This window comes from Rhodococcus sp. SB1D, from assembly GCF_048573875.1.
Taxonomy (GTDB): Bacteria; Actinomycetota; Actinomycetes; order Mycobacteriales; family Mycobacteriaceae; genus Rhodococcus_F; species Rhodococcus_F qingshengii.
On record NZ_JBMAIQ010000011.1, the window covers coordinates 278,628 to 290,252 of the forward strand.

General features: G+C 63.4%; 11 protein-coding genes and 1 pseudogene. 6 read left to right on the top strand and 6 right to left on the bottom strand.

All coding sequences use genetic code 11. The annotated features are described in order from the left end of the window. Positions 1–100 precede the first annotated feature (100 nt). The 3 genes from ACN50D_RS23760 to ACN50D_RS23770 are packed head-to-tail and all read left to right on the top strand — an operon-like array spanning position 101 to position 2,350. Positions 101–739: a hypothetical protein gene (locus ACN50D_RS23760; protein WP_007736015.1), complete on the top strand. Its 639-nt coding sequence runs from the start codon at positions 101–103 to the stop codon at positions 737–739. 31 nt (positions 740–770) lie between these two features. Next, positions 771–1,685, top strand: a complete 915-nt coding sequence (pheA, locus tag ACN50D_RS23765; RefSeq protein WP_007736017.1) for a prephenate dehydratase — start codon at positions 771–773, stop codon at positions 1,683–1,685. Beyond that, the gene (locus ACN50D_RS23770) at positions 1,682–2,350 is read left to right on the top strand and encodes a histidine phosphatase family protein (protein ID WP_083057958.1); all 669 of its coding nucleotides are present in this window, start codon (positions 1,682–1,684) and stop codon (positions 2,348–2,350) included. Before pheA ends, ACN50D_RS23770 begins: the two co-directional genes overlap by 4 nt. A gap of 9 nt (positions 2,351–2,359) precedes the next feature. Here ACN50D_RS23770 and ACN50D_RS23775 read toward each other — a convergent pair whose 3' ends face one another. From ACN50D_RS23775 to ACN50D_RS23800, 6 genes are all read right to left on the bottom strand, one after another. Further along, positions 2,360–4,462: an acyltransferase family protein gene (locus tag ACN50D_RS23775; RefSeq protein ID WP_212634071.1), complete on the bottom strand. Its 2,103-nt coding sequence runs from the start codon at positions 4,460–4,462 to the stop codon at positions 2,360–2,362. Positions 4,463–4,502: 40 nt separating this feature from the next. Then, on the bottom strand, positions 4,503–5,321 hold the full coding sequence (locus ACN50D_RS23780) for an ESX secretion-associated protein EspG (protein ID WP_065456350.1): 819 nt from the start codon (positions 5,319–5,321) through the stop codon (positions 4,503–4,505). After that, positions 5,321–6,574 carry a PPE domain-containing protein gene (locus tag ACN50D_RS23785; protein WP_065456349.1) on the bottom strand — a complete coding sequence of 418 codons (1,254 nt, stop codon included), beginning with the start codon at positions 6,572–6,574 and terminating at the stop codon, positions 5,321–5,323. Before ACN50D_RS23785 ends, ACN50D_RS23780 begins: the two co-directional genes overlap by 1 nt. 60 nt (positions 6,575–6,634) lie before the next feature. Then, entirely contained in the window at positions 6,635–6,934 is a 300-nt protein-coding gene (locus ACN50D_RS23790) for a PE family protein (RefSeq protein WP_042920574.1), read from the bottom strand. A 134-nt stretch (positions 6,935–7,068) separates the two neighbouring features. Continuing rightward, on the bottom strand, positions 7,069–7,419 hold the full coding sequence (locus ACN50D_RS23795) for a metallopeptidase family protein (RefSeq protein WP_007736028.1): 351 nt from the start codon (positions 7,417–7,419) through the stop codon (positions 7,069–7,071). A 3-nt stretch (positions 7,420–7,422) separates the two neighbouring features. After that, positions 7,423–8,529 carry a septum formation family protein gene (locus ACN50D_RS23800; protein ID WP_003945397.1) on the bottom strand — a complete coding sequence of 369 codons (1,107 nt, stop codon included), beginning with the start codon at positions 8,527–8,529 and terminating at the stop codon, positions 7,423–7,425. 70 nt (positions 8,530–8,599) lie between these two features. On the opposite strand from ACN50D_RS23800, the gene ACN50D_RS23805 reads away from it, so the two are divergent. From ACN50D_RS23805 to ACN50D_RS23815, 3 genes and pseudogenes are all read left to right on the top strand, one after another. Beyond that, a complete protein-coding gene (locus ACN50D_RS23805; RefSeq protein WP_003945404.1) occupies positions 8,600–8,995 on the top strand; it encodes an ankyrin repeat domain-containing protein in 396 nt (131 codons plus the stop codon). Positions 8,996–9,060: 65 nt separating this feature from the next. Next, on the top strand, positions 9,061–10,314 hold the full coding sequence (gene serS, locus ACN50D_RS23810; protein WP_007736032.1) for a serine--tRNA ligase: 1,254 nt from the start codon (positions 9,061–9,063) through the stop codon (positions 10,312–10,314). Between the two features lie 591 nt (positions 10,315–10,905). Continuing rightward, positions 10,906–11,625 (top strand): annotated as a pseudogene (locus ACN50D_RS23815) (Ig-like domain repeat protein); the annotation flags it as partial.

Here is an 11,625-nt window from a genome sequence, read left to right on the forward strand (position 1 = left end):
TGATGAGGTAACCCTAACCTAAGGCGCTTCGGTGTGAATCGCAAGACTTTTGCGCAACTCGCGTGGAATCCGCCGCCTGCGCCGGGGTTACGGTTTGTCTGTGGCCATTCCTCTCTCACTCGGGCTGCCCGCCCCGAGAAACTCGCGCGGACTCCTCGAAGCACTCTTTCTCCCGGTTGTTCCGGCGTCGGTTCTGATCGGTGGCGAAGCAGCAGGCCGGGTTGTCGTCCGTCTCGATATCGATCCGGAAGAACTGCGTGCGGACACGGAAGCGTCGTACGAGGCCGTCCGATTCGACGTCGACGTCACCACCGACCAGATCGACGACGCGATCGCGCTGCGCCTGCCCGCTCCGCTCGCTGTGTATGTCGACGGCGGCGAAGAGGATCTGACACCCGCCGAAGCGGCGCTGCGTCTGTGCGAAGGTGGCCGGATCCCCGGACTCGCCGCCGGTCTTACGCCCACCGAAGTGGCTGATTTCCTGGCGGTACTCGCGCACGAGTCCGTCGGTTTCGTAGCCCGCGCGGCCGACGGCGACGAGGTGATCGCCCTGCTGTGTGGCACCGTCGCTGCACTGCGCGGCGACGACGTGCGCGCCGCGATGGTCGATCCGAAGCCGGAAAAACTTGCCGCGCTGATCCCCGAAGCCGCGTCGGCCATGCGTGAGGTGCTGCTCACGATCGAGGTCGCGGATCTGCCTGCGGTGGAAACGGCTTTGCGTGCCGCGGGTTTGCAGTGACCGGCGTGGGTCGGTGCGTAATCTTTTAGGCGTGCCAAGAATCGCGTATTTCGGTCCGTCGGGAACCTTCACGGAGATAGCTCTCGCCCAGTTGGAGGCTGAGGGCGCGTTCGGCGAAACCGTCGAGCGAGTACCGGCCGGCAGTCCGCCGGCGACTCTCGACATGGTTCGCGACGGTTCCGTGGACGGAGCCGTGGTTCCCTTCGAGAACTCGGTGGAAGGCGGCGTAGCTCCGACGCTCGATTCACTCGCTCTCGGTTCGCCGCTGCAGATCGTCGCCGAAACCGATCTGGACGTGAGTTTCTCCATCCTGGTTCGGGCCGGGACCACCGCCGATCAGGTCCGAACGATCGGCGCGTACCCGCATGCGGGCGCGCAGGTCCGCGGATGGATCGCCGAGAACCTGCCCCAGGCCGAGGTGGTGTTGGCCTCGTCCAACGCCGGTGCGGCCCTGGATGTGCAGGCCGGAACCGTCGACGCCGGTGTGTCCACGGCTTTGGCCGGTCAGATGCTCGGACTCGAGAGCCTGGCGGACAACGTCGCCGATGTAGGCGGCGCCCGCACACGTTTCGTGTTGGTCACCAAGCCGGCCCCGGTTCCGGCGCGGACCGGTGCCGATCGCACCGCGCTGGTGCTTCACCTCGACAACGCTCCCGGCTCCCTGGTGCGTGCACTCTCCGAATTCGCCGCTCGCGGTATCGATCTGACTCGGATCGAATCACGGCCGATGCGAACGGAATTGGGCACGTACCGGTTCTTCGTGGACTGCGTCGGACACGTCGAGGACTCGCTGGTGGCCGAGGCGATGCGTGCGCTGCATCGTAAATCCGGAGTCCGCTTCCTGGGGTCGTGGGCGACAGCGAATTCGACCGGGCCACAACCTCCTTCGGACGAAGAAGCGATTCGGTGGATCGACGAACTCAAGCATGGAGGGGGAGAACGATGACCGGAAGGCTCATCCTCGTTCGGCACGGTCAGACGGAGGCGAATGTCGCCAAACGTCTCGACACCGCCCTGCCAGGAGCAAAGCTCACGCCGGAAGGGTTGGCGCAGGCCGAGACGTTGGGCATCGGCCTGGCTTCGGCGCCTCCGCTGGCGCTCGTATCGTCCTTGGCTTTGCGTGCTCGGCAGACAGCAGGTTTCGTGGAGCAGGCCGCCGGTGTCTCTCTGGACGTGCGGGACGGATTGCACGAGGTGCAGGCCGGTGACCTCGAAGATCGTACCGACGAGGCCGCGCACCGACTGTTCATGGAGACGTTCCATCACTGGCACACCGGCAACCTCGGCGCTCGCATCCCCGGTGGTGAAACGGGATACGACGTCCTGGAGCGGTACGTCCCCGTCGTCAATGCGTTGCGCGAAGAATTTCTCGAAGGCTCACGAGACGTCGGCGACATCGTCGTGGTCAGTCATGGTGCAGCGATCCGTCTTGTCGCAGCCCAGCTTGCCGGTGTCCCCGGTCTGTTCGCAGCCAACAACCACTTGGCCAACACCGAGACCGTCGAACTGTTGCCTTCGGTCGACGGCGGTTGGGAGTGCCTGCGCTGGGGAACCGTCAACCCGCCGTTCGAGCATCGACTCATCCCCGGTGCCGACGACGTGATGGGCTGACGGCCGGCGTCACCACCAACCGGTCTGGACGCTCAGTTGGCGCCCTAGTTCAGCGGACAGCGTTCTCACGTAGCTGGCTGTCAGGTGGTGGGAATCGTGATACACCAACACATTTCCCTCCACGACGCGGCACAGCTCCGGTCCGCACACGCCGTCGCTGAGGTCGAGTAGACGGACGTTGGTCAGATCGCCGATTGCCGACGGCGCCGGATTGACGTCGCTGAGCATTTCGGACCGTGGCATCGCGCAGTGATCGGGTGACGTGGTTGTCGCCAGACAGTCGATCGCGCGGTAGGCGACGCCGTCGTGGTGCAGCCAGGGGGTATCGCGGATGGCGAGTACGTCGATACCGTCGCGCTCCAGTTCCTCCCACACGTGTACGTAAGACTCGGGCGTCACGTCGCCAGGGCCGTCGGAACTCGGCCTGGTTGCCGTCGTGAACACGAAATCGGGTGAGGCGTCGGCCAACTCGGTCAGTACTCCACGCGACCAGTCGACGCAATCCGGATAGTCGTTGTCCGACAACGTCTGCATGGAGTCGATGGTGAGCGGGCAGCCCATCTTCAGATACGTGTCGACGCGGAACCCGTGACTCTTGCCGAGTTCGTCGAGCGCAGTGAGCCAGTGCTCGGAGTGCGAACCACCCGCGAGCGCGATGGTTCTGTCTGCATCGGCGTCGCCGTAGGTGCAGTGGACGACGTCCCGCTCGAGAAAATCGGCGATACAGCCGTCGAGCGTACTGGCCGGAAGGTCCAGTGGCGCATCGAAGATCGAGGGAACCATCGACGCCTTGGGTACTTCGGCACCGTCGGTGAGCGCGAGTGCGCCGGGATGGGTCGGGAGGTCGAGGGTGTCGACCGCCCGCTGGCCCGTCGTCTGGCTGCTCGCGTACGACTGCCAGGCGACCGAAGCGGCGAGGACCACGGCAGCGGTGACGACGCATACCAGGACGGTGTACCGGCGCGAGCGGCCTCCGCGCTCCACCGGAACCTCGACCAGGCGCCGGAGTGCAAGCGCCCCCGCGACGGAGAGGGCGATGATCAGTGCCCCACCGAGCAGGCCGGCTTCGGGGCGTCCGGTGATCACGAGTGCAAACACCAGAATCGGCCAGTGAATCAGGTACAGCGCGAATGCGAACGAGCCGAGCCACGTCAGTGCCGGATGGGCAAGCGTCTTCGACGTCCAAGGCGTGTCGTCGCCGACTCCGGACAGGATCAGCGCAAGAGTGGCCAGCACCGGCACCAGCGCCCACGGGCCGGGGAACTGCTGGGCGCCGTCGAGCACTATGCCGCACAACAGGATCGACGAAAGACCCGCCCAGCCGATCGTCGCTCTGACCGAGAACGGCAGGGATGCGATCTGCCGACTGCGTGTGCTGGTCATCAGAACGGCCAGCAGACCACCGAGTGCCAATTCCCACAACCTGGCACCGGAGTCGTAGTACGCCCAGGCTTGGTGACGTGAAGATTTGGCGAGTGCGTAGAGAAAAGATCCTGCGGTCAGAACCAGAAGGGTGACCGCGAGTGACGGGCGGAAATAGTTGGGATTCACGCGTGAAGCGACATAAGCGATCACGGAGACCAGTGCGATGGCCAGGAGATAGAACTGACCTTGTACGGCCATCGACCACAGGTGCTGCAGGGGAGTGACCGAGCCGTCGGCGGCCAGGTAGTCGCTTGCGGTGCTGGCGAGCTGCCAGTTCTGGAAGAACCCGAGCACCGCGATCAGTTGATCGCCCAGATCGGCCCAGCGTGTGCGTGGCAGCAGCAACGCGGTCCCCAGTGCGGTCAAAATGCTGACCACCGCGATCAGGGGGAACAGCCGCAGAAACACCCGCCGCAGTGCCGGGACCGGGTTGAGTGAACCCCCGGCTTCGGCGCGTCGAACCAGTGAGCCGACGAAGAAGTATCCGGACAGAACCAGGAAGACGTCCACCCCGCCCGATACCCGTCCGAACCACACGTGGAACACGACCACCAAACCGATGGCGAGGCCACGCAGTCCGTTCAGGTCTTGTCGGTGCGGTGTTGTTGCCCGTTCATCGTTCGGCCGGTCGATCGTGGCGACCGAGCCTTGTTCGCCCGGTGACGACGGTTGACGCGAGAACTGCATGCTGAAGTAAGGCTCCGGGCGTTGAAGGGACGCCCCGAGGTTACCCGGAAGTCTCCGGCGCCGATTCCTCGAGTTCCGTTACCAGAGCGTTCACGGCTTGTCGGAGGCGATGGGATGTTCCGGAACTGATGGACGTCCATTCTGTGCCGTCGGCGGCCCGAGTGGTCGAACCGACCAGCCGACCCGACAAGGTGTCGTACACAGTCACTGCGCCGGTCATGAGCGTCGTCGCTCCCAAACTGTGTGGTATTCCGACCAATTCGGCGAAGGCGGTGCATGTGACGATTGCGCTACCCAGTTGGCGCGCGTCGTCTTCGGGTATTCCGGCGTTGATCAAGGCCGAGGTTACGCTGCCTGCATCCGGGCCGGCGCCGAATGCCAGGCTGAGCATCTCGGTCGGTGCGTTGATCACGGCAATCGGCATTGCTTCGGCGCTGCCGAGCGCGGTGACAACGGGTGCAGTCGGTTCGGCGGTGACGCTGCGCAATGCGAACGAAGAATCAGTTGAAGTCGCTTCGACACAAAGGAATTCGCCCTGCGCGACGCAGAGGCGTGAAATGCTTCCGCCGACATGCCGACGCAGCGCCAACTCCCATTTGGGGTGGGTCAGGACGCGCAGGCGGGCACTGAGGTCGTGATGGATCTCCCCGCCGGGGAGGAGATCGCGCTCGGAGAGTGAATCTGCCGCGGACTGCATCGCCGTACGGTGAGCGCTCGCACTGCCGTGAACCGTCGCGCCACCGAGAACCACGGGAAGCCCATCGAGTCCGAGTCGCTCACGTACATAGTCGATTTCGTCCTGTGACAGGGCGACGACAGGTAAATTCCACCCCTCAGGTGAGGTGCCGAGGTCCACCATCAATGCTCTGCAGTTTCGAGTGCGCCACCGATCACGGACGGGATGACTGTTCGGCCGTCGGCGAAGTGCTCGAAGTGCTTCAGGTAATCGGGTGTGTCGTGCTCGGTCTCGTCTTCAGATTGGGCCGCATGACGGCCGCCGGCGATCGGCGCAGATCCGCCTGCGGTTCGGGCCGGATCCACCTTGACGGTATCCGCGGTGCCCTGAACCGGCGAGGTCACGGGGTTCTGGCGTGTGGCGCTCTGGCCGGTGGAGGGATCAGGAAGAGCGTGCCGGCCGGTGCTGCTGCTCGACGACGAGCCCGCGATTGCTCCGGTTCCGGTAGTCGCGGATGCTGCGCTGACCTGTGCCGGTGCCCGGCTTGCCGACGGGGTGCCGAACAGTGATGGTGTGGAAGCGCCGAGTCTTGCGCCGCCGAGTCCCGCGCCGCCCAGTCCGGTGAGTCCTGCTCCTGCCGTCGCGAGAGCTGATGCGGCAGTGGTGGCGCCTGTGACTGCGGTGGTGGTGGCGCTGGCTGCGGTGGCAACTCCACCGGAGATGGCACCGGCCTGTGAGGCAACGGCGGCAAATACCGGGTTGGAAACTACGGATGCGACAGCAGCGGTGGCGGCGCGCACGGGATCCGCGATTGCGTCAGCGAGCGTGGATGCCGCTTGCACGACGGACTGTCGTGCGGCGCTGCCTGGGCTTTCGGCCGAAGCGGATGCCCCAGCTGTGGGTTCCGCGATGGACGATGGTGAGTCGAAGTTCTGCTGCACGGCCAGATGGGCCGTTGCGGCGTCGTACGTTTCCATTGTCACCGCCGCTCGAATTTTGAGAGCTTCTTCGGCAGCCTCGGCGGCGGCGGCACCGCCGACCAGGGCACCGCCGATGGAGTACGCGGCGACCTTTGCCGCTTGAACTGCCGCGATCTCCGCCAGCGACGGCATGGCCAGGGTGGCGAAGGTGTAGGAACCGGACTGTACTTGGGCTTTACCTGCGGTTTCTCCCGCGAGCAACGCGGCAGCAGCAGCCCATTCCTGGAACGGTGCGAATTTGCTCAATGCGGCATCCGCTGCTTCTCCGGACCACCCGGTGCGAAGGTCCGCCATCACGCGAGAGATTGATGCAGCGGTGTCGGTCAGTCCGGACGACACGGTGGACCAGGCCCCGGCCGCCACGCCGAGAGGGACCGGCCCGGCTCCGGCGACCAGTGCTGCGGAGTTGGGTGCTGCGCCCCGTGGATACCAGATGACGCCGGTGATGCCGACCATTGTTCTTCCCCCCAGGAAGTGTGACTGTGTTGCCGAGTTACCGAGCTCGATTTCTGTCGATCAGATCGGTGCGGCTGCCAGGCTGGACTTGGTGAGCTGGTCTTCGAGCTCGTAGGCAGCTGCATTCTTGCGCAGAGCTGCCGCAGCCGCGATGAGCTCCTCGATTGCCCGATCGGTGGACGAGGCAAGGCTGCCCGAGATGGTGTTGAAGTAATTTGCCGCGCTACCGGACACTTCTTCGGATCCCGCTGGGAGAACGCGTAGCGTCGGCTGCGCAGTAGAGACGATTCCGCGCAATCGCGTCGCCGCAGACTCGAGTTCCATTGCGGCGGCAACTAGGGCTTGAGGGTCGACGTGCATAGTGCCGAACTCCTTCCTGACCAGGGCGGATAAGTGGTCGGGAGGCCGTGCGCACAGCCGTCGATATCCCCCCGCACATACTTTGATGCCTACCGCCCGCTTTTGGTTCCCCCCGAAATCGGACGACTTTGCCCTCAGCCCCAGCCGAGTTCGTGCAATCTGTCTTCTTCGATGCCGAAGTAGTGCGCGATCTCGTGGATGACGGTCACGGCAACCTCGTGAACAACCTCGTCCTCGGATGCGCAGATGTCGAGTATCGAATCGCGGAAAATAGTGACCGTGTCCGGCAGGTACCCACCGTAATGAGAATCCCGCTCGGTCAGAGCGACGCCCTGATACAAACCGAGCAGCCCCGGTTCTTCTTCGTCACGTGCTTCGACAAGCACCACGACATTGTCGATTGCCTTGGCAAGTTCGGGCGGAATCAGATCGAGCGCCTCGCCGACCAGTTCCTCGAACCGGTCGGGCGTCATAGTTACCGTCATGGCTTACGACGGCGGAGCTGCGCCGGGCAACGGCGTCGGCAACGACCGACCTTCCGGTGCAGCGGGTGGCGGGACCGGAGCGGCGCCGTTGATCAGGATGTCGCCCTTGGCGCTTCCGGTGATCGCGGCAAACCCGCCGGTTTCGACCTCTTTGCCGATCGAACAATTGACTCGGCGGCTGCCGGCCAACCAGCTTTCCAGTGAAATGTTGTCCCAGAACAGTGTCAGCGTCTTGTCGCGAAGCGCGTCTGCGGAACCAAGGTACTCGTTGGACGCCTGAGTGCAGACGCCCTCGAGATAGCGGTCCTGATCTTCGACCGACGGCATTGCGCCCGGGAATTGAGTGCCGAGGTCTATCACCGAAATAACCTCGTATGCATGCGGTTTCGCGCAATCGACCGGATCGGTCGGGAGGTTCTGGTTGATGCCGATGCAAGTGCCGACGTCCCACACGTTCGACTGGTCCTGGTCCGCCACGCGGCCAACGAACGGTTGTAGCTCGCCGGTCGTGGTCGAGAACTGCAACCCGCAACGCAGTGCGCGCTCGCCCGAAGCCCAACCCGATTCGCTCGGGAACATCAAGCCGACGCTGAACTTGCCCTTGGGATCGAATTTCGAATCGAGGTAGGACATGACGATGGGTGTGCAGTGCTCGTCGCGTAGTTCGGCGAATCGAAGGGCGCCCGGGTACCGGGAACCGGGGCCGAACTCGGCGCCGGGGAACACCGAGAGGTCGAGTGGTCCGGCAACCTCGAAGCGGTGTTCAGTTCCGCACTGAACCTTCGACATGTCCGTGCGGTCCCCGCCCGACTCGGTCGCAGGCGTCCAGTTGAGGCAGTCGCCGGCCGCAGCCGCGGTGAAGGCGTCGTCGCGAGTAGATCCCGTCGCTGCGGGACCGCCACCACTGACACTGACCGAGGACGAGTCGTCCTTGTTCAATCCACCGGAAATCGCGATCGTTGCGATCGCGGCGACCACCGCACCTACCGCCACAGCAGCCAGGACCCGACGGGTGCGACTCGCGGAGACAGTTTTCTTCGCCGGCGTCCCCTGGGGATCGGCCGGATCTGGCGACTTCTCGATCTTGTCTTCGGACATCGATTCCATCATGCCTGTTGCCGTGGCGATATCGAACCTTCACTACAAAACTCACAATCGCGTCTGTGAGTATTTTGTAGTCATGAGCGAAAACACCCCACTCGATCCCGAGGCTGTCGAGCTGGCGGGCCGGCTCTTCGACATGGCACGAACCGGTGATGCAGCCGGGCTGGCGTCGTACGTCGATGCCGGAGTTCCCGTCAATCTGACCAACGAGAGTGGCGACACGCTCGTCATGTTGGCGGCGTACCACGGTCACGCTGACGCCGTCGTTGCCCTGATCGAGCGCGGCGCCGACGTCAACCGGCCCAACGACAAGAACCAGACGCCCCTTGCCGGAGCGGTCTTCAAGGGCGAGGATGCGGTGGTGAAAGCGCTGGTGAGCGGGGGAGCCGACCCGAAAGGTGGACACCCGACGGCGGTCGACGCGGCTCGGATGTTCGGACGCGAGGACTACCTGAGTCTGCTCGAATCGTGATCTCCCCCTCTCCGACGTGGACGTGACCGTCGGAGAGCTGCAGTGAGTGGGTAAAGTTCGAAGTCGTGATTGACCTCAAGTTTCTCCGTGAGAACCCCGAAATCGTCCGCGAGTCGCAGCGCACCCGTGGAGAAGATCCAGGACTGGTCGACGCTCTGCTCGAAGCCGACGCGTCCCGGCGCGCTGCCGTTCTGACCGGAGACAACCTCCGCGCAGAGCAGAAGGCCTTCGGCAAGAAGGTCGGACAGGCATCTCCGGAGGAGCGTCCCGCGCTGCTCGAGGGTTCCAAGGAACTGGCAGCCAAGGTCAAGGAAGCCGAGGCCGCGCAGCACGAGGCGCAGGCCGCGCTCGACGCCGCACACCGCGCGATTTCCAACGTCGTACAAGAAGGTGCGCCGGCCGGCGGCGAGGACGACTACATCGTTCTCGAACACGTCGGTGAGATTCCGAAGTTCGACTTCGAGCCGAAGGATCACCTCGAGCTGGGCGAGTCGCTCGGCCTGATCGACATGGAACGCGGCGCCAAGGTTTCGGGTTCGCGCTTCTACTTCATGACCGGCTACGGGGCCATGCTCCAGCTCGGACTGCTGCAGTTGGCTGCGCAGAAGGCGATCGCCAACGGATTCACGATGATGATTCCGCCGGTGCTCGTACGCCCGGAAATCATGGCCGGTACCGGCTTCCTCGGTGCTCACTCGGACGAGATCTACCACTTGCAGGATGACGACCTGTACCTCGTCGGAACTTCCGAGGTACCCATGGCCGGCTACCACTCGGGCGAGATCCTCGAACTGAACGAAGGCCCGAAGCGCTACGCCGGTTGGTCCTCGTGCTTCCGCCGCGAGGCCGGAAGCTACGGCAAGGACACCCGCGGCATCATCCGTGTCCATCAGTTCGACAAGGTCGAGATGTTCACGTACTGCCGTCCCGAGGACGCCGACGCCGAACACCAGCGTCTCCTAGGGTGGGAGCGAGACATGTTGGCAGCCATCGACGTTCCGTACCGCGTGATCGACGTCGCCGGCGGAGACCTCGGTTCTTCGGCTGCGCGTAAGTTCGACTGCGAGGCATGGGTCCCGACGCAGGGCACTTACCGCGAGCTGACATCGACGTCCAACTGCACGACGTTCCAGGCCCGCCGCCTCGGAGTTCGGTACCGCGACGAGAACGGCAAGCCGCAGACGGCCGCCACTCTCAACGGCACCTTGGCTACGACGCGCTGGATCGTGTCGATTCTCGAGAACCATCAGCAGGCCGACGGCTCGGTGCGAGTGCCCGAGGCATTGGTGCCGTTTGTCGGCACGGATGTGCTTCGCTGACACGCTGAACCAACACACTCAGGGCCGCGACGGACTCCGTCGCGGCCCTTTTCGTACTTTCGTACTGGTAGGTTTGGAACTTTTTCTGAACTGACGAAATATCAGCTTTTTCCCGCCGATTGGCGCGGTGACCACCAAAAGCGTTGTCGATGGGCCGCTTTGGCGATAGTTTTGCGTTCAATCGAGTTTCCATACCCTGCTTTTCCATCCCGCGTCTGGTGATACGAGGGTGAGTCCGGGGTGAATTGGACAAGTGTCTTGCCAAAAGTAGTACACGTACTAGTTTTTTCGTTATGTTGTGACGGCGCGCACACGTTTTGTCCGAATCCACTGCTCATGTTTGCCCTTCCGAAGGAAGTGCCCATGCCCCAAATCTCTCAGTTGCGGCGATTCGCCGTGCCCATAACCGGAACCGCCATGGTCGCCGGAATGCTGCTGGTCGGGTCCCCAGCCTCAGCAGTTCAAAGCCAATTCAACTTCTCTACCTCATGCCAGGCGAAAGCACTCATCACTGTCGACAAAGTGACTACGAGTTTTGTCACCGTGGATGCCCCCACATCAGTTGCTCCGGGTGAAACCTTCACTATCCGAATGCAATCCAATGGACAGTCTTTTCCGAACTCGGATTCGGGCGCCACAACAACCAATTTGTCGCGCTTGAAGAACGATTTCGATGTCCCGGCAAATGCCACCTTCATCAGTGCGGCGATCGTGCCCGGAACCTCGTTCAACTTGGAGGACGTCGCTCCCAGTGTCATCCGCATCAACGAGGCTGGAAGCCCTGACGCGGCGGGTCCATATCTCCGAATCTCGGGTAACAACGAGGTGATCGGAAACAGTCCCAGTACCAGCACGAACAGTGAGGGTGGGATCCGCGCACCCAAGACGAAAAAGAACCTCGACGGGAGCACCAACACCAACGGTGACAGTTGGTTCAGGATGCCTGCAATCGATATTACGATGATCGCCGGCGCATCCGGTGTGATTCAGCCGAAGGTCAGAACTGCCGGTGACGCTGCTACATACGGCAACGACAAAAATTTCAATACACAGCTTGCGAAAGCGAGTCTCCTCGGCACGCAATGGGCTCCGACCAGATGCACGCCTCGAGATGCGAAGGGTAGCGCTCTCAACGCTGGTGCAGGTCCACTCGCGACGATCAGCATTGCTTCGGCTCCGGTGGATGTCGAGACCACGACGTCACTCTCGGTTCCGGCTACGGCAATCACGGGTACTGCGGTTGACCTGACCGCGACGGTTGCTCCGAACAGCGCTGTCGGCACGGTGCAGTTCAAGTCGAATGGCACGGCA

What these genes read in the sequence shown, in the direction of transcription:
- ACN50D_RS23775 (WP_212634071.1), bottom strand. Translation starts at nt 4,462, where the DNA reads ATGCAGTTCTCGCGTCAACCGTCGTCACCGGGCGAACAAGGCTCGGTC.
- ACN50D_RS23800 (WP_003945397.1), bottom strand. Translation starts at nt 8,529, where the DNA reads ATGATGGAATCGATGTCCGAAGACAAGATCGAGAAGTCGCCAGATCCG.
- ACN50D_RS23780 (WP_065456350.1), bottom strand. Translation starts at nt 5,321, where the DNA reads ATGGTGGACCTCGGCACCTCACCTGAGGGGTGGAATTTACCTGTCGTC.
- ACN50D_RS23770 (WP_083057958.1), top strand. Translation starts at nt 1,682, where the DNA reads ATGACCGGAAGGCTCATCCTCGTTCGGCACGGTCAGACGGAGGCGAAT.
- ACN50D_RS23785 (WP_065456349.1), bottom strand. Translation starts at nt 6,574, where the DNA reads ATGGTCGGCATCACCGGCGTCATCTGGTATCCACGGGGCGCAGCACCC.
- ACN50D_RS23795 (WP_007736028.1), bottom strand. Translation starts at nt 7,419, where the DNA reads ATGACGGTAACTATGACGCCCGACCGGTTCGAGGAACTGGTCGGCGAG.
- ACN50D_RS23805 (WP_003945404.1), top strand. Translation starts at nt 8,600, where the DNA reads ATGAGCGAAAACACCCCACTCGATCCCGAGGCTGTCGAGCTGGCGGGC.
- ACN50D_RS23790 (WP_042920574.1), bottom strand. Translation starts at nt 6,934, where the DNA reads ATGCACGTCGACCCTCAAGCCCTAGTTGCCGCCGCAATGGAACTCGAG.